Origin of the sequence: Paracoccus sp. (in: a-proteobacteria) (assembly GCF_035556475.1) — a bacterium.
Taxonomy (GTDB): Bacteria; Pseudomonadota; Alphaproteobacteria; order Rhodobacterales; family Rhodobacteraceae; genus Paracoccus.
Genome location: NZ_DATMFA010000048.1, coordinates 1 through 20,697 on the forward strand (window position 1 = coordinate 1; position 20,697 = coordinate 20,697).

The window sequence follows — 20,697 nt, forward strand, 5'->3', positions numbered from 1 at the left end:
AATCCCGAAAGCAGCGCGGCTGCGCCGCCCGCGAAGGGCAAGGCCAGCAGGCATCCGGTGGCCCGCACGACGAGGTTGCCGATGGTAACGCGCCGCGCCGCCGTGCCCAGCCCCGAGCTTGCGATCACGGCCGAGACGGCACCGCCAAGATTGGCGCCGAGGACCAGAACGACCGTAAGGTCGATCGGCAGCGCAAGTGACCCGATCAGCAGCACCCCGGCCAGCGAGGAGGAGCAGAGCATCGCGACGATGGCCGAGAATACCAGCGCGACGGGCCAGGCATCGTCCAGCAAGGGCAGGAAGGCGGCGAGTTCGGCCGATCCCCGCATCGGCGTCGTCGCATGATCCAGCAGCGTCAGCGAGACCAGCATCAGGCCAAGGCCCAGCAAGGCGGTCCCGATTCCGGTTTGGACCGGTCCCTTGCGCCGGCGCAGCACATATCCCAGCAGGATCAGCGCAGGGGAAAGGGCATCGACCTGGCTGGAGACGATCACCGCGGTCAGCGCCGTCCCGATATTCGCCCCCAGAAGCACGATCTGGGCCATGCGGTTTCCGATCATGCCGCGATCGACGAAGGATGCGGTCAGAAGCGCGCAGGCCGTCGAGGATTGCAGCCCCAGCGTCGCGACGAGGCCGGAGACGAAGGCGCGCGGCCCGGTCCGGGTTCCGACGCCCAGGATCATCTTCATCCGCAGCCCGAAGGCCTCGACCATGCCGTCCCGGACAAGGCCAAGCCCGAAGAGCAGCAGTGCCACTGCCCCCGCAAGTTGCAGAAATATCCCGATCGAGGTCATTGTGCTCCGGCTTCATGCTGTCATGCCAAGCGTCGCATGACTGACATGTAATTGTCATGTTAAAGGGCGCGCGTTCCCGATCAGTTCCCCTTGGCGTTGCATGGCGGCCATGATTTGCCGGTCAGCCGGGGTGAAATGGCAGGATTGCGGGCACCAGCCCCACCGCCACGGCCAGCACGATCACCACCAGCGGCAGGCCGATCCGCGTGAAATCCCAGAACCGATACCCGCCCGGATCGACCACCAGCGTGTTCACCGGCGAGGATACCGGTGTCAGGAACGCCGCCGAGGCCGCCAGCGCCACCGTCATCGCGAAGGGATAGGGTGAGACGTGCATATCCTGCGCCAGCGCCAGCGCGATCGGTCCCATCAGAACCGCCGTCGCGGTGTTCGAGATGAAAAGGCCCAGAACCGTCGTGGTCACGAATATCACCACCAATGCGATGCGCGGGTTGGCCTCGCCGATGATGTCGCGCAGGTAATCGGCGGCCATGTCGATGCCGCCCGTCTTTTGCAGAGCGATCGAGAAGGGCAGCATCCCCACGATCAGGATCAGGCTTTGCCAATGGATCGAACGATAGGCCGAAGGCATGTCCACGCAGCCGAAAAGCCCCATCAGCAGGCAACCGATCAGCGCTGCCAGAACGTTCGGCACGATGCCCGTGATCATCATCAGCACGACCAGCCCAAGGATCGCGACGGCCGGGGCCGCGCGGAACGGCACCTCGAGCACCTCGTCCATCTCTCCGGGCAGGGCGAGGACGACCAGATCGCGGCTGTGGCGCAGCTGGCGGATCCGGCTCCACGGACCCACGACCAGAAGCACGTCGCCGGCCCGCAGGACGGTCTGCGCATCCACTTCCTCGTCCGGCTGGTTGTCGCGGCGAAGCCCGACGACCGCGAGGCCGAAGACCGAGCGGAAGCGCGACTGGGCGATGCTTTTGCGTGTCAGCGGCGAGCCGGGGGGAACGATGAATTCGGCCATCCCGATTTCCTGCGCGTGATCCATGAAATAGCTGCCGGTCATCGGCAGCCGCTGGAGGCCGTGCAGGCGGCAGAACTCCTCGATATCGGTGCCCTCCTTGCCGAAGAAATCCAGAAACAGCGCGTCATCCGTCTGCAGGATCGTATCGGCCATGGGCTGGATCAGCCGTCGGCCATAGGGGGACGCGCGCTCGATCCCGAGGATATTGACCCCTGCCGTGCCGCGCAGGTCGAGCTGGTCAAGCCGCTGATGCGCCAAAGGCGAATCCGGGGTGATCCGCAGCCGGAACTCCCGCTCGGCAAGTCCATAGCTGGTGATCCAGTCGGCAAGCCGCGGGCGCGAGGGCGGCGCGGCCTTGCTGTCCGCCGCCAGCCAGCGCCGGGCGACCAGCATATATCCCACCGCCAGCACCAGAACCGGCAGGCCGAAAGGGGTGAAGGCGAAAAAGTTCCAGCCTTCATATCCGGCGCGCTGCAACAGGCTGTCGAGGACGAGGTTGGGCGCCGTCGCAACCAGCGTCATCATCCCGCTGATCAGCGCGGCGGCGCTGAGGGGCATCATCAACCGGCCCGGCGCCGCGCCGATATTCGTGGCGATCCGCAATACGATCGGAATGAAGATCGCCACAACGCCGGTCGAACTCATGAAGGCGCCGATCCCGGCGACCGCGACCATCAGCAGCACGACCAGCCGCGTTTCCGACGCAGCCGAATAGCGCACCAAGAGGTCGCCCGTGCGTTGCGCGACGCCGGTGCGGACCAACGCCTCGCCCAGGACGAAAAGCATCGCGATCAGGATGATGTTCGGGTCGCTGAAGCCCGCGAGCGTCTCCTCGAGGGTGATGATCCCCGTCAACGGCAGGGCGGCGATGACCAAGAGCGCGACCACGTCCATGCGGGGACGGTTGATGGCGAACATCACGATGGCCATGACCAGCAGCGCCAGAACAGTCGCAAGATCCGTCGTCATGGCCTTCCCCCTCCCGATCCACCTCGGCACGTTCCCTCTGGGGGGACTTCGGCAGGGCAAGGGGCCGGCGTCAAGCCGTAGCGTGGCGATGGCCCCTTGAGCGAAGGATAGTGACGTGGGGAGGATACATGGCGTCAGCGCCTGCGCTCAACGCGCGGCCACCGAAGCCGGGCGTCTTGTCACGACCTTTCGCAGCAGTCCTGCGGCGCCGGTCAGGCCGGAGCATAGGTCAGCCGGATGACCTGCGCGCCGAACCTGTCCTGTGCCACAGGGCGCAGCGGCGGGCATGGGCCGGCAAAGAAGGGTTTGCCCCGGCCAAGGACGACAGGGTGCAGATAGAGGCGATACTCGTCGATCAGGCCAAGGTCGGTCAGGCTTTGCGCAAGGCCCGGACCGCCGACCTGCACCTCTCCGCCAAGCCGGTCCTTCAGCTTGCGCAACTCCTCCCCGACGTCATCGATGATGAGGGTGGCGTTCGGGCCGACCGACTTCAGGCTGTGCGAGACGACCCATTTCGGCTGGTCGCGCCATACCTTGGCGAAGTCGCGCAACTCGGGTGTCCATGCGGGATCATCCTCGTCCCAATAGCGCATGATCTCATACAAGCGGCGGCCATAGACGCTGCCGCTCAGCCCGGCCACATATTCCGTCCAGTGGCGAAAAAGCGTGGCATCGGGCTGAAACCGGTCATGATCAACATAGCCGTCCAGCGATACATTCAATGTGAAGACGAATTTTGCCATACGTCAGGCTCCCTCTTCCGGGTTCTTCAGGATAGCCCGGAACGGGGTCGTCCGTCAGCGGATTTGTCGCCATGACAGCAAGCTTGGCGCCCCGAAGCCTCGGCCCCCGGTTTCGGCTATTCCGGGGCGCACGCCAGAGGTTCGTAGACCTCTGGCGTGCCCGGCTATTTGCCAGTGAACATGATATAGGCCAGCGCATAATAGGGTGGCCGGTTCTCATGCGGCTGACCGCCGCCTTCGGTGTTATGCGTGTGTTTTCCTGCCGCGTCGGTGGTGACGAAGTGAGAATCGTTCTTTACCCGCGTGTCGCCTGTCTGGACGACCGGAAAGGCCCAGCCATGTCCCGAAGCCCAGAGGCTATGGCGATGCTCTCCCGCCTCGCCGTGATTGTGGGCGGGCATTTCGGCCAGCGTCAGCGTGTGTTTCTCGGCGCCGCCGGTCTTTCCGACCGCATAATCGGGATTGCCGGGCTGGTATCCGACGATGAAGCGGCCCAAGAGGTTAGGCGTGTTGTTCTGGCCGTCGCACAGTACCCAGCCCGCCGGGAGCTTGGAGGGATCGCCCGACCACATCAGGATCGCGCCCACCGGTACGGCGCCCTTGCCGGTGATGAGCCCGTTCACATCCAGCGTGCCCTTGTCCGCGGCGGGCGCCGCGGAAAGCGTCATCAGGGTGGTCCCGCCCCCGGCATCGAACTCGGTGTTGGAATGGGTGCCGGACTGATACCAGATGAAACGCTTGTTGGTGCGAAGATACATCGTCCCGGGTTGGATGCCGATGGTATAGGTCGGATTCCATAGGGTGATCAGCGGCGCGAGCCTGTTGCCGAAATTCAGATTCGCCCCGGCATGGATGCCATCCTTGTCGATGGCAAGCGCGTCCTGCGCGGTGGTCGGAGTGGCACATAGCGTGCCGATGGCCAGAGCGGTCGCGGCAAACCGCTTTCTGATCTTCTGCCGGATGAAGTCCATCTTTGTCTCCTCGCTCTGTTTTCCTGATCCCGCCATCAGAACCCCACCCTCGCGCGCAGGGCGGCGCCCTGGGACACCCTGAACCCGGATGAAAAGACGATCCGCTTCCCGGACAGGAGGATGATATCCGCCTCCGGGCCAAGCCGCAGGCTGGGGTCGGTGATGATTTCCCCGGGCGTGCGGAACGCGCTGCCGCCGTTTTCGTCCAGAAGCCGTTCGGTCAGGGTGATGTTGCCGGCGCTTGCTCCGAAACTGGCCGGAACGATTGCTTGCAGGCCGTGATCGGGGGTGGTGTTGAACAATGTTCCATCCGCGCCAAGGACAAGGTTCGGTCCCAGCGCGGCGAAAGTCTGCGCGCGGCACTGGGCGCGGAGGCCGCCCTTTTCCTCGGGCGTTGCTGTGATGAAGGAAATCTCGCGCTGGACCGGGGCGAGGCCATAAAGATGGGCCGGGCTGTCGCCCCCGCTGCTGTCGCCGATCAGCAGGGTGATGCCCTGGGCGCGATCGGGTGGGCAGCCCTCCATCGCGATGCAAATCTCGACCCAGTTCCGGCCCGTCTCGCCCTGACTGCTGCGGCCGCGGCACAGCTTGCCTGACCGCAGGTAGAAGGCGTCGTTGCTGATACCCGCCACCGGTGTCGGGACATGGGCATTGGCCTCGGTGATCCGGCTTAGCCCTGCTGGAGCGGCTTTGGCCCGGCACGCTGCCGTCGGCGTCGGAGGCTCGATCCCGCCCCGATCGGATGGGGGCGCGGGCGGCGGGATGTCGTGAATGATATTGAGGCTGTCGCCTGTCGGGAAGGCATCGGTAAGGAGGATGTCGGCTCCGGTGACGACCGGCAGGGGCATCGGTTCGTTGCTGGCATGAAGGATCGCCTGCAAAGGCTGGCTCCACCTGCAATCCCCGGTCCCGGCGTCAAGCGCCATCAGCGCGGGCTCCGCCCCGCCGAGCAGCACATAGGCCGTCGCCTCGTCGTCGCTGAGGGCGACGGCGGCGATGTCGTCCTGATTGCCGGTCCGAAAGCTCCAGGATTCCGCAAGTCCGGCGGTGAAACCGCGAATGTTCCGGTTGGTGACGGTATAAAGCGCGCCATCGCTGGCTATGGTGGGCGGGTCGCGCAGAGTTTCCTCGGCAGGGATTGGCAGCGCGTTCGGGGTCATCGACAATGCAAGCGGATCGAACAGCAGGATCCGGTTCTCCGCCGCATAGGCAAGGCGTCCTGCACCCGCAGCCAGGAAGCGGGGCTGTTCCTGCAGCGCGGCCTGACCGAGGGTTGCGCCGGATCGATCCAGTGCCAAAAGCCGGAATTGACCACTGCCGGAACCTGTCGCAGCGAGGATCCGGCCCTGATAGAGGATCGGCGACTGGTGCAGATCGGTTATGACCTGCGCCGCGGGGACCGGCACAGCGGTCCATGCGGTCGGGCCAAGGCTTCCGCCCGGATCGTAAAGCCTCCAGTCCGATCGGCCGGAATGCCCCGAGCCCTGACGGACCTGCCCCCAATCGGCCGCACCGACCCGCGCCTCGTCTGCGTGATATCGCAACAGTAGCCGGGGAACATCGCCGTGACGGGGCAGGGCCGCCTGCGCGTCGCCGCGCGATCCGGCGAGGGAAAGCCTGCCATTGCGCGTCGTCGTCTGCAGGCGAAGCCTGACGGTGGGATTCTTCTCCCTCATCGCCTTTTCCACCACGCCGCAAAGGCTTTTGCTGCGCAGATGAACGGCCGAGCCGGCGGCGGAACGTGGCGGAACCCGGAGGGCGGCGACGGGGCGGGCGCTGTCACCTGCCTCGAACAGTTGCAGCAGGACGCCATTGTCGTCGCTTTGCGAGTTGTTCCTGTCCAGCACCACCCGCAACCCGCAACTGCCAAGCTCGGTTACCTGCGGCAGGGGAGAGAGGGGGAACTGCATCTCGATGGTCGCGGTCGGCACATTGCTTTCGTCGGCGGCAATCGCGAGCGTGCTTCCGGGCGGGGATATGGCCGAGGCGATCACGGTACTTGCCTGCTCGGCGCTCGCAGGGGTCGCCAGCAGCGCATTGATGAAGGATATCAATATGAACGGCTTCATGGTCATCTGTCCGAGTTCACCTTGACGAGATAGCTGATCTGCGGCGCGAGGCGGGCATTCGGGTCGGGCAGCAGGGACCGGAAGAAGACCGCGCCCTGAAAGACCGCCGACTGGATATGCAGATAATCCCGGGGCAGCAGCACGCCGACGGCGGTTTCCTGTGCAAGCTCGCTTTTCTGGAAGGTCAGCTCCATCTGCTCGCTGCCCAGAAAGAACAGGGCCGAACTATAGGTTCGATTGGCGAAAAGCACGCTGACGCCCCCCGGCCCGTGGGCGGGATCGAGGGCAAAGAGGTTTCCGGCGCAATATTGCTGTCTGGGCGACAACCCGAAACCCGCTTGCAGGTCCGTATGGGTGACGGCCTTGCCATCCAGATCATGGCGCGCGGCGGTCAGCTTTCCGGCTCCACCCGGCTCCGCGAAGCCGCCAAAGCGCCAGACGCCGTCTTCGGTTGCCGTCGCGCCAAAAAGGCACAGCTCGCACCCTTCGTCGAGGCTGGTCCAGCCCTTGCCGTCAAACTCGCCGATGTCGCCGCAGGCCCCGCCGTCCTGGCTCCAGCCGCCCATGACCCAAAGCCTGTCGCCGGACGGCAGGGCCACGACCGCATGGCCCATGCGAGAGGCCATTTCGTCCGGCCAACGGCGGCCATCGCCCACGCCGACCTCATGCCAGACATTGTTCTGGAAGTCGTAATAGCCGATGTCGCGGCCGGGGGAATCCGGGTCGCAGCAATGCCCGCCCATAAGCCAGAGCCGGTCGTGGATGATCGCGCCGGGCCGGGTCGCGGCGGCAATCGGAATGCGGATCGTCTCGCCCGCCGCGTTGGTTTCGGGCTGCCATGCCGTCGCGGTAAAGCCATGATCGGTGGACCAGAGCTGAGCAGAATCCTCCTCGCCCGTCACACGCAGCAGGGCGTAAAGCCGCCCGCGTCCGGCATGGGCATGAAGGCCGAGGATCCCGCAGATCGCCGCCGTTCCGGCATCGGCGGTGACGGGCAGGTCCAGCGGATAGCTGCGAAAGCCGGTCTTGCTGTAGCGGTGGATGCGCAAATGTCGGGTCGTGACCACTTCACCGCCCTGCACGACCTTCAGCACATAGTTGCCCGCCGTCTGCATCGTGGACCTGACCGCCGAGCCATGACCCGTCAGCAGCGGTTCGGGTGCCCTGTCGTTGAAAAGGGCGTAATCGGCCGCCTCGCTCAGCGTCCAGGAAAGCGCCACGCGAGACTGGTTGAGCGCGTTATAGGCCGAGGCTGTGAAGCTCAGGATCTCGGGCCGGGTTCCAGTTTTCTCGACGGGGATGCTCTCCAGCGCCTCGGTTTCAGGACTGTCGGCATAGAGCGTCAGTTCAACCGTTCCGGGCGTCGCGTCGACAAGAAAGTCCTCAACCACGAAGGTGAACGAAAGCTGCTGGTCGGGCTTTCGGATATAGATCCGGGCGCAAGCCGTTTCCGGGTAGGTCTGGATTTCGTTGACCCCCGGAGGTGGGGCTTCGGGAAAGACGACCGCGCATTGATCGAATTCCTGCGGCGTCATCAGCGCATCCGCCCCGGTGCCGAGCGGGAAACGGACATAGAGGCTCTGGTTGCCCTTGGTCGTGACCTGCAATGCCAGCGACTGCCGCTGCCCCGCCCTCAGAGGGTCGCGGGTGATCCGTTCCAGCCTTGCGATCCTGTCGCCTGTCATCATGTCCCCCGCTTGGTCGGGCAATAGCGCAGCCAGCCCTCGTCGAGGGCCTTGCGGACCTGAAGCCTGCCTGCGGCTGCGGTGTCGCCGCCCACCGGCTCGTCGGTGGCGGGCGATTTCCGGTCGGAAAAGCCGGCCCATCGCCATTCGTCATGGCTGCCGGTCGGCAATGGCATCGCGCGCCCGGATGACGGCTCGGCCTCGCCAAGGATCGGGGCGACAAGGAATGGAATTTCAAGGCTCGACGCGCTGGCAGTCACGGTGTCCCGCGGCACATGAAAGCTGGCTGCCGGCAGAATGCCCGTGACGAGGTTCAGCGGCCGTCGCGGGTCGATCAGCAGCACCACGGAGAGCGGTGGCATCGCGGGATCGGCCGGCACCGAAAGCGCGCGGCGATCGAAATAGCCGTGGCTGGCGAGGCTGGGCGGCAGGCGAAGATCGGGTCGCGGGCGCAGGGTCCGAAAGGCCGGCCCTCCGCCATCGTCGATGAAGGCACCGAGAAGCCCTTCAGGCCCAAGCCGGCGGTCGCCAAGCCGAGCGGCAAAAGCCAGACCCCGAAACCAGGGTGGCGCGGTCGGATCGGGTTCAAGGACCGCGCTTCGGTGCTGGTCGGCCACCGGGGGCGCGTCCATCTCGATGCGGAGTTCGGCCCGCACCAAGGCAAGCGGTCGCTCGGTCAGCATGGACTGAAGCGCCTGATCCCCGGTGAAATCCACGCCCTCGTCATGCTGGGCAAGCAGGGTGCGGAAATCCTCGAAACCCCGTCCTTCCGCGTCGCCAAACCCGGCAAGAAGCCCGTTCACGAAGCCGCGCAGGCGCGGGTCGGGAATATCGCTGCCGGTCAGGGGTGCCGAAGGGTTTGCGTCATCCTCACCGGCTCGGGCGGGCAGGGCGGACCAGCGAATGACCTCTTGCCCATGGGCAAGTCGTACGGGTTGCAGCGCGCCGAGGAAGCTGGGGGATGCTCCGGCCTCATAGAACAGAAGGCAACGGTCGAGGCGGTTGTGCAGCACGAAGCCGCAGATCGGGCTGGTATCGGTGCCACCTTCACGCGCGGCCTTCCAGTCAAGGCGGATCCGCGCGTGCTGGACAAGGCGCGGCGGCAGCAGGGCGGAACCTGCCCTCAAACCGGGAATGGCGCGAGAGATCGCCGGCGCCGCTTGAGCGAGGCTGCTGTCCTCGGTGTCCAGAAGGCGCTGCACCCGCCCGAAATTATCGACGATCCAGAGGCGGGTCAGCACCAGATCGCCGCCCCGCATGGGCGAGAAGGGCGATGGATCGCTGTCGCCGGTCAGCGGTCCGGTCAGGGGATGCGCGCCAAGAAGATTGCCGACCGGATCCGGGCGCAGCTTTCCCCCCTCGCGTCGCAGCGGCGTCAGCTGCGCGCCGATGTCACGGGTCGCCAATGCGTCGGTCAGCCCGGCAAGTGTCTGCCCGGCGAGGCGGTCAAGCCCCCTGAAGGCAAAGGCCTGATCGGGGAATTGCTCGCGTGCGGGGTCAAGGCCGCGTTCAAGGCCGGTGGCAAGCGGGATGACACCGTCAAGCATATGCTCGGCCAGCTCGGTCGTCTCTCCCGACCAGGTCAGATCGGTCGCATCGTCGGCCAGTGTCCAGCCCTCGGTCGCAAGGCGTCGCCAGCTGGCCTGCCAGACCAAGAAGACGGGCCGGGGAGGCATCGAGGGGGGCCAGAACGCCGAGAGCAGCGCACGGGCAACGCCGTCTTCAAGCCCGAACGGAAGCTCCGGCAGATCCATCCCTCCCCGGTTGATCGCTTCGGCAGCCGCCGATACCGGCTTTTGCGCGGCGGCGATCTTGTCCTCGGCGGCGGCAATCTGGGCTTCGTCGGGGTCGGTGGAGGTCGTGCTCAGCGCCGCAAGGGCCAGCGCGCCTGCCATGCCGCTGTCCAGAAACAAGGTGTCCAGCAGAAGGTCGGTCCAGTCGGGGGGCAGGTCGGGATTGCCCGGAGGCAGGCTCTTCATCCCCGCCATCCGCTTCTCAAGCCAGCCGCGCAATGTGCTGCGCGAGACGGGCAGGCGGCCGCCGATCCGCGGGATCGTCTGGTTGCTGAACCGGCAAAGCAACCGGCTTGCGCCGCCCTGCATCATCGGGATGTCCAGTCCCGAGGTCAGGATGAAGGGGTCGGCCGGACGCCAGAACCGCGGCATCGCCCGCGCGAGCAGGTCGAAGGCGCGGGGTGTCTCCTGATCGAGTCGCGTGGCAATCCCGTCCTTCGCTATGTCGCGTTGTCTTTGAAGCTGCGGCAGCGCCGCGATGTGTTGGCGGACTTCGGCCGTGCATGCTGCGACCGCATTGGCCAGTGACAGCGCCTCGGCCTCGGTCGCCTTGCCGACCGGGCGGATCGTCCAGAACTGGTGCTGCGACCAGGCGAGGAAGAGGCGTTCGCGCGCGGCGGCCAGGCTGCGCTCCTCCGCGTCCAGCGCGCTTTGCCGGCTGTTCAGTTCGGCCAGCATCGGGGCCAGATCGGGCGGCAGCGAGGGCATCATCGGCGCCTGACCTTCGGCGGCCTTTGTCGCCGATCCGACCGAGACGATCTCCCAGAATGTGCCGCCATCTCTGGCCGCAAAGCCCCGCTGATGCTGTCGTGCCTGCGCGGCCGGCATCCGGTCGAGATCCTGGAATAGCCCGGACGCGAGATCCTGCGCCGTCGGGCGGCGTTCGTCGAGGATTGCAAGCTGATGAAATTTGACGAAGCCGTCCCGCTCGCCTTTGCTGCCATTGCGCCGGGCAAGCGCCGCCACGGCTTCGTTGAAGCCGCGCCCTATCGCGACCGGCAGATCCCGCTGCGCGGCAGAGGTGCAGGCCGCATCCGGCGTCCAGCGGATCCTCGCAGCGATGGCATGACAGGTCACGGCGGCTGGCAGGAAGGGCGGATCGCCGGTGACGCGCCAGCGCAGCTTCTCCATCCGCTCGGCCCAGGCGCCCTTTGCCGGGTCCGTGATATTCAGGGGGTCGGCGGCCGGGTCGGAAAACCAGCCCGCGACCAGATAGGTGCAAAGCGTTCCGGCGGGCAGATCGCGGCAATCATCGTGGTAGCCGAAGACCCCGCGGCAGGCCGGATAAGAGGCGGAAAAGCCAAGATTTCCGGGCGCGAATGCGCTGAAGCCGGGATTGGCGGTGCCCGGTTCGTGCCAATCCGCAAGGTTGCGGGTCATGCCCATCGTCAGCGACGGATCAAGTCGCTCGTCAAACCAGGCGACGCTGCCCCGTTCCACGTCGTCATCCGCGGCGATGCTATCGCTCTCGACCAGCTTGCAGCGCAATTCAAGCCGCCCGTCCTGCATCCAGATCCGCGTTACCAGCCAGCGGTTGGGAGCGCGGGGCGGGGGATCGGAACTGTCGGCCTGCAGATGCGTGAACGCGGCCGGCAGCATCCAGTGCAAATGGATACCCGGACGCAGATAGGGCGGACGAGGGGAAATCTTGCGCAGGTTCGGGCGGATGTGACGGCCAAGGGGCGCCTGCTCGGTATCCGTCAACTCCTCATAGCGCGGGGTCAGGTCGAGAAACGCGGCAGAGCCCGGACGACCGAACACCAGCGACTGGATCTGCATCGGCACCCAAAGGCGATGATCGCGGGAAGACGCGCCCATCCTATCCCTCGACCCTGAAGGTGAAACGCAATTGCCGGGACATCTGCCTTTTGGCCAGCGCCGCCGAACCCGGACTGTCGCCCGCCCATTTCGCCACGTCTATCACGCGGTCCTTGCGCTGCGGCGCGCTGCCGGCGGAAAAATGCAACCCCTCGGGGGGCTGGGTGATCTCGATCGCGTCGATCGCCCCGTCTGCGATGCCCAGAAGGATCGCCGGCGCGATCCGTTCGAGCCTCAGCAGCGCCAGCGGCCGGTCGCCCCCGTTTTCAGTGCCATAGGCGCGGACCTCCAGTCCGGGCCATGCCTCCAGCACGCGTGAATGCAGCAGAAAGCCGCTGAAGGCAAAGGCGGGCAAGGTTGCGGAGGGCAGCGTTTCGTCACCGCGTCCCGGTGGTCGCGCGGCACGGGCGGCAGAAACGATTGCGGCGATGAAGTTCCCGGCCTGCGTCTTGTTCAACAGATGCCGCGTCATCCCGCCCCGCCCAAGGCTGAGCGCGCCGCCGACCAGCGCGTCAAGCCAGCGCGGCTCGATCCGAAACAGCCTGAGCGACTCGGGCGGCAACAGGCGTTCGTCGGGCACCAGATAGGCGAAGGGCACCCCGTAAAGCAGCGACAACCGGCCAAGAAACGCAGTCATCGGAGCCGGGGCGGCAGGGGGTGTCAACGCCTCCCGCGTGATTGCAGCAATTTCATTCTGGTCGAAAAGCCCGGCCATCAGAGCGACCATTCCAAGGCGAGCGCCGCCATCAGGTCATCGCGATGGAGGCGCGCGGCCTCGCCCAGCCGCGCGATGCGCCGCGCCTCTGCCTCGTCGGCTTCGGGCCTGTCCTTGTCGAGCGCCTGAAGCCTTCGTTCGGCTTCGGCAAGAAGCACCCTTGCGACCTGACCGCTCTCGGCCTGATCAAGCGCGCGCGCGAATTCCTGGTTTTGCAGCGCCAGCAGCCGTCCCAACTGCCAGGCGGCGGCGAGGGAGGTGTCGAACATGCCGGTCGCGCCGTCATAGCGCAGGGCCTCGTCCGGGTTGACGAAGACCTCCGGCCGCGATGGCGCGGGAACGTCCACCGGCACGAAAGGCCCGCGATACCATGACAGGGTCTGGCTGCCGTCCCGCAGCCGATGGGGCATCGGCACATAGCCCAGTGACAGCGCCGTCGCCACGCGCGGATCTGGCGCATCCTGCCCGCCCGCCACGCGAAGCCAGGATTCCTCACTTTCGCTCAGGTGCCGCAGCCGCTCCTCAAATGTCGGGCCTCTGGAGACAAAGGCCCATTTGTCCAGCACTACCAGTCGCAGCAGAGTGCCCTCCCGCATGTCGGGTTCCGTGTCGCCGAGCAGGTCCAGATGCCCTTCGAGCGAGACGAGGACGGCCAGATTGCGGGCGTCGTCCTGCGGCAGGCGATTGGCAAGGATCACGGAAAACCAGCCATCGCCGATGCCGTAGAGATCCTCCTTATGCCGCGTCCCGGCCAGTCGGGCATGGGCAAGCCAGCGCAACTCATCCCGGCGTGGCGCAAGGCGGCGAAACATTCCAAGCGGCAGGTCGAGGACGGTGCAACTCTGCGCCTCGGTCCCGTCCTTTCCGGTTTCCCAGGGGTCTAGCCCGATTTCCGGTCCGCGAAACCCCTCGGGCAGGTGCACGACATCGGCAAGCGCCTTGGCGGAGAAGGTTGCCTCGGACAATTCCTCCTCACCCAGGACCAGCAGCGCCATCCACGGCAGCGGCGGAACCTGATCGCTGCCCCGGCTTTCGTCCAGCGATCTCTCCCATGGCAGGGTCTTTCTGCGGAAAACCACATGCGGCAGGGTGTCGTGAAAAGGCCCGCTTTGCCCGTCCGCCGGATAGCGCGAATAGATTTCGTGGCGCCAGCGCAAAGCGCGGCCCCTGAACGAAGAATGCCTTGCTGCCCAGTTTACGCACTTCGGCAGTGCCGCCATCTTCGGTTTCGACCTGCAGGGTCTGGGTCGCGGTCAGCACATATCTGCCTGCCGCGAGTTGCGGGACGAAGGCATCGACAAGGGTCATTTCAGGATCGGCTTCCACGGCTCAGGCTCCGTGCTCGGCGGGCAGTTCCCCCGGCTCGGCCAGCGTCGGGGTCGCCTGCCAGATCGCGGGGAATTGCGGACCGATCTGGATGGCCGGAACGGCAAAGCCAAAGGCCGCAGGGCTTGCAACCAGCGCCGCATCCGGCAGCTTCCAACCGCTGCGGAACTTGGCCGCGCGCCTCTCGGGCTCCTCATAGGGCGCGTCCCGGTGATGATAATCCGGCCGCGCCCGCAGATTGGCGGCAACCGGGCTGATGGCGACGGTGGCGGTGGTTCTGCCGAATGTCCGGCACTCGGCGGGAAAGATTTGCACACCCATGAGCACGTCCTCGATGACATTGGCCGAAAGGGTCGTGGCGGTTTTCGCGTCCGGCATCGGCGTGCTGCTCCACAGCGCTTCCGGTGCGTTTTGCAGGACCGGGCGATAGGCGAGAAGGTCTTCCTGCGAGACAGGATTGCCCCCGGCATCGCGGGAAAAGGCAAGGTGAAGGGACGATTCCAGCTTTTCCTGCCGCGTCGGTCTGATGCCCAGCGACGGCGCCGGCTTCACCGGCTGCGGCGGGTCGAGGCACCGGATCGCGAAGTCGGATCGTGTGATCGGAATGAAGGACTGGACGGCGAGGCAAAGCTCGGACGGGTTGACGATGACATAGCCGTCCTTTCCGTCCCGCTCGGCGACCAGACCGCTGGCCAAGGTGATCGAGAGCGGTTCCTCGGGCAGGAAGGTCGTCTCGAATGTTGGCCACCAGATCCTCGGCGGCTGACGCGAGGCGGACTGGTCGCCGATCGGGATGGTGAAGGCGACGATCCCCAGATCGACATGCGCCTCGCCCGCGAATGGCGGCCCCCAGATCTTCAGGATCGCCGCCAGTTCGAAGGAAAGCCGGCAGGACAGCGAACCGATGCGCAGGACATAGGCCGCGCCGATCCTGACGCCCACCTCGGCCTCGTAATGCAGGGGGGCCCAGCCGATGAGGAAATCGGCATGGGCCTCGAACCAGGCCGAGAAATCGCCGGCGCGGAACACGGCGCTGAGCCGGACGCCCGCCATGATGAACGAGGGGGTCAGCGCGAAATAGGCCTCGCCCCTGATCGTCACGCCGCATTCCGGCAATTGCCAGTTGAAGCCGATCCGCGGCACTTTCGGATAATGTGCCGGCACCTGAAACCGGGGGTGATAGCCGCCAAGTGTCAGCACGAAATCCCCGGCCCGGTTGATGACCGACGGATCGGAAGGGGGCAGCCAGACGCAGAAGGCAAACCCGCCGGTCAGCTTGCAGCTGGGATCGAAAAGATAGGAATTCTCGGTCAGCACCGCCATGACCGACAGCAGGCCGTCATCCGGCGCGAAGCGCGCCTTCAGCGCCATCTCGACAAAGACCACCGCGCGAGGTGCGGGTTCCGGCGGCTGGCGCAAGGTCGCGACGCCGAGGATCGCGATTTCGAACCGGGTGCCGAACTGGGCGGTCATCAGCGCGAAGGCATCCACCAGCTTGAACGAGGTGAACCTGATGCCGGCGGCCAGCCAATATTGCCCGGTCACAGCCGGAAACCGATCTTGCCTGCCAAGCCCCTCGGCCATGCCGGAGGACTTGCCGTCCGAATGGCCCATGACAAGGCTGACAAGCGGAAAGTCCCGCACCTCGTCGATTTCAGGCAGCACGATGGCGCGGTTATAGCCGAAGCCGGCGGCGATCCCGGTGACGACCAGACAGGGCGGTCCGCCGATCATGCCCTGATAGGCGCCATAGATGAAGAAGGCGGGCTCTCCTTCCCTGGTGGTCGAATAGGCCCCCATCGCGGCAATTGAAAATGTGGCCGCGCGGATCGAGGCGAGCCCGGCATAGCCGACGCGCCCCTTCTCATTCGTGCGCAGAAGCGAGCCCGCGATTGCCACCGGCCCGCGCGCAAAGGCAAGCTCCAACCCGTCGAGCCCGAATTCGAGATCGGCAAAGGCCAGGGTCGTCAGCTTCGACGGCGGCACCCTTACGGCAAGGCCCGCCAATCCGACCGTGAGCCCGGCCAGCGCGACCTCGGCATCAAGAAGGATGCCCAGCTTGCCCTCGTGCCATTCCCCTCCGATCCGCCGCAATTGCAGCGGTCCGATGGTCTTGTCGATCTGCTTCCACATCCGCATCGGCGAACCGTCCGCCGCGGGAAGACCGGGCGTCCGCACTGTCGGTGTCGGCGCCTGTTCGGACAGATCGCCGGTTCGGTCGTCGGGCTCAGGCGGGGGCAGCGTGATCTCGGTATAGTTGCCGCCTGAACCCAGCCGGGCCGTGACCGACAACCCCTGGGTGAAAGCGACGGACCCGGCCTCGTCGACCTCGATCAGGCTGCCGTCGACCTCCTGCGCGGCCGAGGAGTAGATGAGGCTCAGCCGGTCAAGCTCCAGCCCACCAAGGAAACGGCCGATCAGGCCGCTATCGGGGCCGATGACGCTGGCAAAGTCGATGGGGCTGCGGCTGAAGATTCCGGCCAGAACCTCGCCATGATCGGGCTCGGGCTCGCGAGCCGCGTCATCCGGCAGCGGGACGGTCCGGGCGAAGATGATTGAGAGGTCGAATTTCGGACCATGGGCGACCTCGACCTCGAGATTGCTGCGCAGCGAGAAACTGCCGGTCTCGGAGGCATAGGAGACCGCGAGGTCATGGATGTCGATATCCGCGGGTGGCGCGGCGGCAAACCAGTCCTCGCTTGCACCTTCCTCGGCCTGCAACCGGGCGATGAGGCTGCTCAACCTCTCGCGAAGCGTGAGCTGACCTTCGAAGGTCCAGCCCTTGTCGCCACCGATCGCCGCACGCAACTCGACCGGCTTGCCCAGGACATGGATCGCAAGACCGATCGCCAGCCGCGTGATGTTTTCCCCGGTATAGGACATCTGGCGCCCCTCGGATCCGACCGCATCACCCGCCGGTCAGAGTCGGTCCCGAGGGCTTGCCGTTCGAGGCCTCCGTCGCCTCGATGGTGAAGCCGTTGCCCTCCTTGCCGGGCTGGTTGCTGGTGATGGTCAGCGTTGTGCCCTCGGCGGAATAGCTGCAAGGCTTGAGCTTGGCATTGGCCGATTGCCCCAATGCGCTGGCAAGGTTCGCGACGGTTGCGGCGGCCGTCTCGCCAAGCTGCGACGCGTTTGCGCTGGCCTTCGGTGCCTCCTTGCTGAAGGTCCATGCGACACCGTTCAGCTTGATCGTGCTGGCATCGGCGGGCTGATCGCTGAAGGCGATGGTGCCACGGGCCTTCGCTTCGACCTTTTCACCCGATTCATCACTTGAAAATCCGCCCGAAAGCGTGGCGCCGGATGTCGTCGCATTCGCGGTCGGGCTCGCGGCGATACGAAAGCTGTTGCCGGCAAAGCCGCGGGTTCGATAGGCGATCTCCAGCCGCTGATCGTCCAGATTGGCGTGATAGGAGCAGAGCGCCGTCGTGCCCTCCGTGCGAGCGTTGAGGTGGATCGCCATTTTCGTCAGCGACGCATCCAGATTGCTGCCGAGCGACAGGTTGTCATCCGTCGCATCGCCCGTGACGAACTTCCAGGTGTCCTCGCCCAGGGTGATCGTGCTGTTCGGCGCGGGATTGTCCGTAAAGGCAATATGTCCCGTGGCGCTGCGAGGCGGGATCGGCAGTTCCTTGGCCCCGGTAAGATTCACGCGCGCCGGAAACGTGAAGTCGTCTTTCGGGGCATTCATGACAAGGATGCTGACCTTGTTGACCTCGACATTGGGGATCAGGTCCAGAGGGTCGGGAAAACCCACGGACAGGCCGAACATCATCTTCTGCGATGTCACCTCGCTTTTGTTGTCCGCGCCTTCCTTGGTCTTGATGTCGATGATCAGGTCGGTGATCGTCAGCTCGGCCAGAAAGGCGGTCCTGACCAGATTGACCAATTGCGGCGGCACCTGCCCCTTCAGATGGTCGGCGATCACCTTCTCGAAGGGCGAACGCTCGGCAGGTGTGGTCGCCGCTTTGTAGTCCTTGTAGGCCGCCTTGAACTCGGCCGCGGTTTTATATTTCTCCGGCAACATGATTTCGAGGTTCGCGACCTCGTATTTGTCACGCAACCAATAGGCGAACGAAATCGGCGTGCCCAGCGTCGCCGGTTTGCTCAACTGCAAAAAGAAATCTCCACCCAGAAGCCCTTCGATCGCGACGGGTTCCTCGTCGATCGTCATATCCGCGCGCAGGCCGATCTTTGTCCTGTTTCCGGCGGAGGGGTTCTGGTTGTCGGTTGATCCGTTTCCCATGTTGGAAAGATTCCCTTGATGATGGTCAAAACCGGAAAAAACGCATGAGCTTTCATTAGCCGAACCGACTACGTCGCGAATCGTCCGTCATGGTGGGTCTGTCGTTTCTGGAGTCTCAGGTATCGGCGACGAGAAGAAAGGGTCGCGTCTCGACGAGGTCGCGTTGATTGCTGTCGTCGGAAAATTGACCCGAAATTACTGAAGAATCAATTGAAATACTACAGTCGGCCTTCTGCTTGTCAACGAATTCAATCCCTGGCAGATGGCTCGACCTCAGCCAATGCAGAAATTTCTGCGGATATAGTCGTTCCGCGCAGAAAATCTGTGAAATCAATGGTAGGCGCGGGATTTATTTGTTGTTTTCGAGAGTTTTCCGTTGGAAAGGTGAATTGCCGAGGTCTATTTACCGGCCAGCAGCAACCCCCATTCAACCTTCGCTTCGTTGAACCAGATCAATATGTTTCTCGTTCCGTCCGTCTTCTGGACGTAGGAGCTGACGATCTTGTTCATCGCGTCGAACAACGTGCTTATGTTTTCTTTCATATCCACGTTGGGATTCGGGTTCTGCCGCAGTATTGCGGCTACTTGCCGGGCAGAACCCTGGAGCGTTTCGAACGACAGCTGGTGTCCTGTCTTTCGGCTTGGAGGCGGGCCATCGTGAACCGAGTGATATCCAGCCGCGGCGATTTTATCAAGGCAATCGATAATCAGCGCAACATCCGCCATGAATCTGCCTCCTCTGAGGTGTTTTATGATTATCAAAATTTTTGAAAATATTCCAGAATAATCACGCGGCTTTCCGGCAGCATGAATACCCGGCGGGTCGCCACAACTTTTCCGTGTTCCTGCGGTCGCGCCCGGGCTTGCGACAAAAGATGCGCCGCGACCGCTTGCGCAGGACCGGGCGAGATGATTGTAATCGTCGCACGCCAGCCAGATGCCAGCCCTGAAATCTCGATGTCCTGTCGGGCCCCTCCGGGGACCGTGCGGGCGCGCATCCACTGGACGACAAGGAAAACAGCCATGACCACGCCTCTGATTGCCCGCATGCGCCTGATGCTTTGTGCATCGGCCCTCGCCCTGACCGCCACGACCGGCGTGGCCATTTCGGACACGGCCTTCACCCGGCCGCTGGCCGATTTCCCCGGCAGCATCCAGGCCAGCGGGGCCGAAGGCGGCCAGCCGATCTACAAGGGCGGAACAGCGGTGATCGCCGGCAGTGACCTGATCCCTGGCCAGACCATCCGGCTGCTTCGCGGCGAGACGGTCCTGAACGCCCAGCCGATCACCGTCGATGACAAGGGCGAGTTCAGCGTGACGCTGGACATTGATGCCGAGGCCGAGACCGGCCTGCAGCCCGTCGTGGTGATTGCCGAGAACCCGGCCGCGGCCGAAGTGCTGCAACTGAAGATCTCGCCCGAGGTTGCGATAACCGGAGCCGAACGGTTCGACATCGCAAGCGAGCCGGTGACGCGCGGCCTCTATCAGGTGAAGTCGGGCAAGGAGGGGGTCTTTGTCACCAGCGCGGTCGGCCGTCCGCCTGTCAAGGAGGCCAGGCTGGTCCGGCTCGACCCCGAGACGCTGAAGGTTGAGGCCGAAGTTGTCCCCGCCGCCGCCCCGGCGCGCGAGGACGGCAGCGATGGCGGCCTTTTCGCCGTCTATGGCGTCGATGTGGACGACACCAATGGCAATGTCTGGGTGACGAATACCCGCCAGGACACCGCTGCGGTCTATAAGCAGTCCGACCTGTCGCTGGTCAAGCAGTTCGAACCGGGCGCCGTGCCCCATGCCCGCGACGTGATCGTGGACGAGGCCAATGGCCGCGCCTATGCCAGCGCCACCGGCACCCCGAATATCGAGGTTTTCGACATCAACTCGCTCGAGAAACTCGCGCCCATCACCATCCAGTCGAAGATCCGCGGCGAAGAGTTCTCGACCATGGCGCTCGACATCGACGAGCCGGGCGGCAAACTGGTCACGGTCAGCCTCAGCACCCCGGAAGCCGCCTTCATCGACCTGACCACAGGCGAGGTGAAGGTCATTCCGCTTCCCGGCGTGAAAGCGGCCTCGGGCGTCGCCTATGATGCGCAGGATGGCCTGATTTTCGTTGCGTCGCAGGGGACCGACAACCTGCTGATCGTCAAGGCCGAGAGCGGAGAGATCCTGCATGACGTCCCGGTTGGCGCCGGCCCGCTGAACGTCGCGTTCGAGCCGAAAAGCCGCACCGCCTTTGTTGCGAACCGTGGCGCGGGCACGATCACCGTGGTCGACACGGATGGGCAGATCGTCGCGAACCTCGACGCGGGCAGCATGCCGAACCAGCTTCGCGCCGATGGCGAGGGCAATGTCTGGGCCGTGAACAAATCGCGCGGCGAGGACGATCCCGAAGGCGATCGCATCTGGCGGATTTCGCCCAAGGGCTGATTTCCCTCAATCTGCCTAAGACCCCGACACCCCGCGGCCTATTGCGGGGTGTTTGCAATTTTCGGTTGCGCTGACCTTCCCGACTTTCGCGACATTTTACGACAGAAGAAACCGCCTCCGGGGATTGAAACCCCTGTTCACAAGTGGTTGAAACGCCGCAGC

At 64.9% G+C, this 20,697-nt stretch carries 14 protein-coding genes; 1 reads left to right on the forward strand and 13 read right to left on the reverse strand.

Annotation, left to right across the window (positions count from 1 at the left end):
• The 13 genes from VNQ78_RS06220 to VNQ78_RS06280 form a co-directional block, all read right to left on the reverse strand.
• Window positions 1–794 (reverse strand): Na/Pi symporter (locus VNQ78_RS06220; protein WP_325687708.1); only part of this gene is annotated, 794 nt, incomplete at its 3' end.
• Window positions 795–915: 121 nt separating this feature from the next.
• Window positions 916–2,748 carry an SLC13 family permease gene (locus VNQ78_RS06225; protein ID WP_325687710.1) on the reverse strand — a complete coding sequence of 611 codons (1,833 nt, stop codon included), beginning with the start codon at window positions 2,746–2,748 and terminating at the stop codon, window positions 916–918.
• A gap of 212 nt (window positions 2,749–2,960) precedes the next feature.
• The gene (locus VNQ78_RS06230; protein ID WP_325687712.1) at window positions 2,961–3,491 is read right to left on the reverse strand and encodes a dihydrofolate reductase family protein; all 531 of its coding nucleotides are present in this window, start codon (window positions 3,489–3,491) and stop codon (window positions 2,961–2,963) included.
• A 164-nt stretch (window positions 3,492–3,655) separates the two neighbouring features.
• Window positions 3,656–4,462: a hypothetical protein gene (locus tag VNQ78_RS06235; protein ID WP_325687714.1), complete on the reverse strand. Its 807-nt coding sequence runs from the start codon at window positions 4,460–4,462 to the stop codon at window positions 3,656–3,658.
• 35 nt (window positions 4,463–4,497) lie between these two features.
• Complete coding sequence (locus VNQ78_RS06240; RefSeq protein ID WP_325687716.1) at window positions 4,498–6,531, reverse strand: hypothetical protein; 2,034 nt, start codon at window positions 6,529–6,531, stop codon at window positions 4,498–4,500.
• A gap of 2 nt (window positions 6,532–6,533) precedes the next feature.
• Entirely contained in the window at window positions 6,534–8,216 is a 1,683-nt protein-coding gene (locus VNQ78_RS06245; protein WP_325687718.1) for a hypothetical protein, read from the reverse strand.
• On the reverse strand, window positions 8,216–11,827 hold the full coding sequence (locus VNQ78_RS06250; protein WP_325687720.1) for a hypothetical protein: 3,612 nt from the start codon (window positions 11,825–11,827) through the stop codon (window positions 8,216–8,218). The genes VNQ78_RS06245 and VNQ78_RS06250 overlap by 1 nt, the downstream gene beginning before the upstream one ends.
• A gap of 1 nt (window position 11,828) precedes the next feature.
• Window positions 11,829–12,554, reverse strand: coding sequence for a hypothetical protein (locus tag VNQ78_RS06255; protein ID WP_325687723.1), 726 nt, complete (start codon window positions 12,552–12,554; stop codon window positions 11,829–11,831).
• Window positions 12,542–13,699, reverse strand: a complete 1,158-nt coding sequence (locus VNQ78_RS06260) for a hypothetical protein (RefSeq protein WP_325687725.1) — start codon at window positions 13,697–13,699, stop codon at window positions 12,542–12,544. Before VNQ78_RS06260 ends, VNQ78_RS06255 begins: the two co-directional genes overlap by 13 nt.
• A gap of 172 nt (window positions 13,700–13,871) precedes the next feature.
• Window positions 13,872–16,751: a DUF6603 domain-containing protein gene (locus VNQ78_RS06265; RefSeq protein ID WP_325687727.1), complete on the reverse strand. Its 2,880-nt coding sequence runs from the start codon at window positions 16,749–16,751 to the stop codon at window positions 13,872–13,874.
• A 25-nt stretch (window positions 16,752–16,776) separates the two neighbouring features.
• On the reverse strand, window positions 16,777–18,111 hold the full coding sequence (locus VNQ78_RS06270) for a hypothetical protein (RefSeq protein ID WP_325687729.1): 1,335 nt from the start codon (window positions 18,109–18,111) through the stop codon (window positions 16,777–16,779).
• A 399-nt stretch (window positions 18,112–18,510) separates the two neighbouring features.
• Complete coding sequence (locus VNQ78_RS06275) at window positions 18,511–18,837, reverse strand: hypothetical protein (RefSeq protein WP_325687731.1); 327 nt, start codon at window positions 18,835–18,837, stop codon at window positions 18,511–18,513.
• A 32-nt stretch (window positions 18,838–18,869) separates the two neighbouring features.
• Entirely contained in the window at window positions 18,870–19,136 is a 267-nt protein-coding gene (locus VNQ78_RS06280; protein ID WP_325687733.1) for a hypothetical protein, read from the reverse strand.
• On the opposite strand from VNQ78_RS06280, the gene VNQ78_RS06285 reads away from it, so the two are divergent.
• Window positions 19,135–20,535: a YncE family protein gene (locus tag VNQ78_RS06285; protein ID WP_325687735.1), complete on the forward strand. Its 1,401-nt coding sequence runs from the start codon at window positions 19,135–19,137 to the stop codon at window positions 20,533–20,535. The genes VNQ78_RS06280 and VNQ78_RS06285 overlap by 2 nt on opposite strands.
• Window positions 20,536–20,697 lie beyond the last annotated feature (162 nt).